Consider the following 267-nt stretch of genomic DNA (forward strand, 5'->3'; position numbering starts at 1 on the left):
CAGCCCGGCGGCCCGGATCGCGCCCTTCACCTTCGGCCCGCGGGCCAGCAGCTCCACACCCCGCAGCCGCTCCAGCAGCGGCTCGCCCAGCCCCCATCCGTCCGCGGCCTCGACCCACCCCCGGAAGCCGATGGCGGTGGTGGCCACCACCACGTCCGGCACCCGGTCGAGCAGGTCCTTCGTCGCGGACAGCAGCTCGCTGTCGTCGGAGAGCGGCACGATCCGCAAGGCCGGGGCGTGCAGGACCGCTGCTCCGCGCCGCTGGAG

Annotated in this window: 1 protein-coding gene; it reads right to left on the reverse strand. The window is 76.0% G+C overall.

Annotated elements, in window-relative coordinates; genetic code table 11:
* Positions 1-267 (reverse strand): uroporphyrinogen-III synthase (locus CCN42_RS00280; protein ID WP_211294602.1); only part of this gene is annotated, 267 nt, incomplete at both ends.

Source organism: Streptomyces glaucescens (assembly GCF_002154375.1).
Lineage (GTDB): Bacteria > Actinomycetota > Actinomycetes > Streptomycetales > Streptomycetaceae > Streptomyces > Streptomyces glaucescens.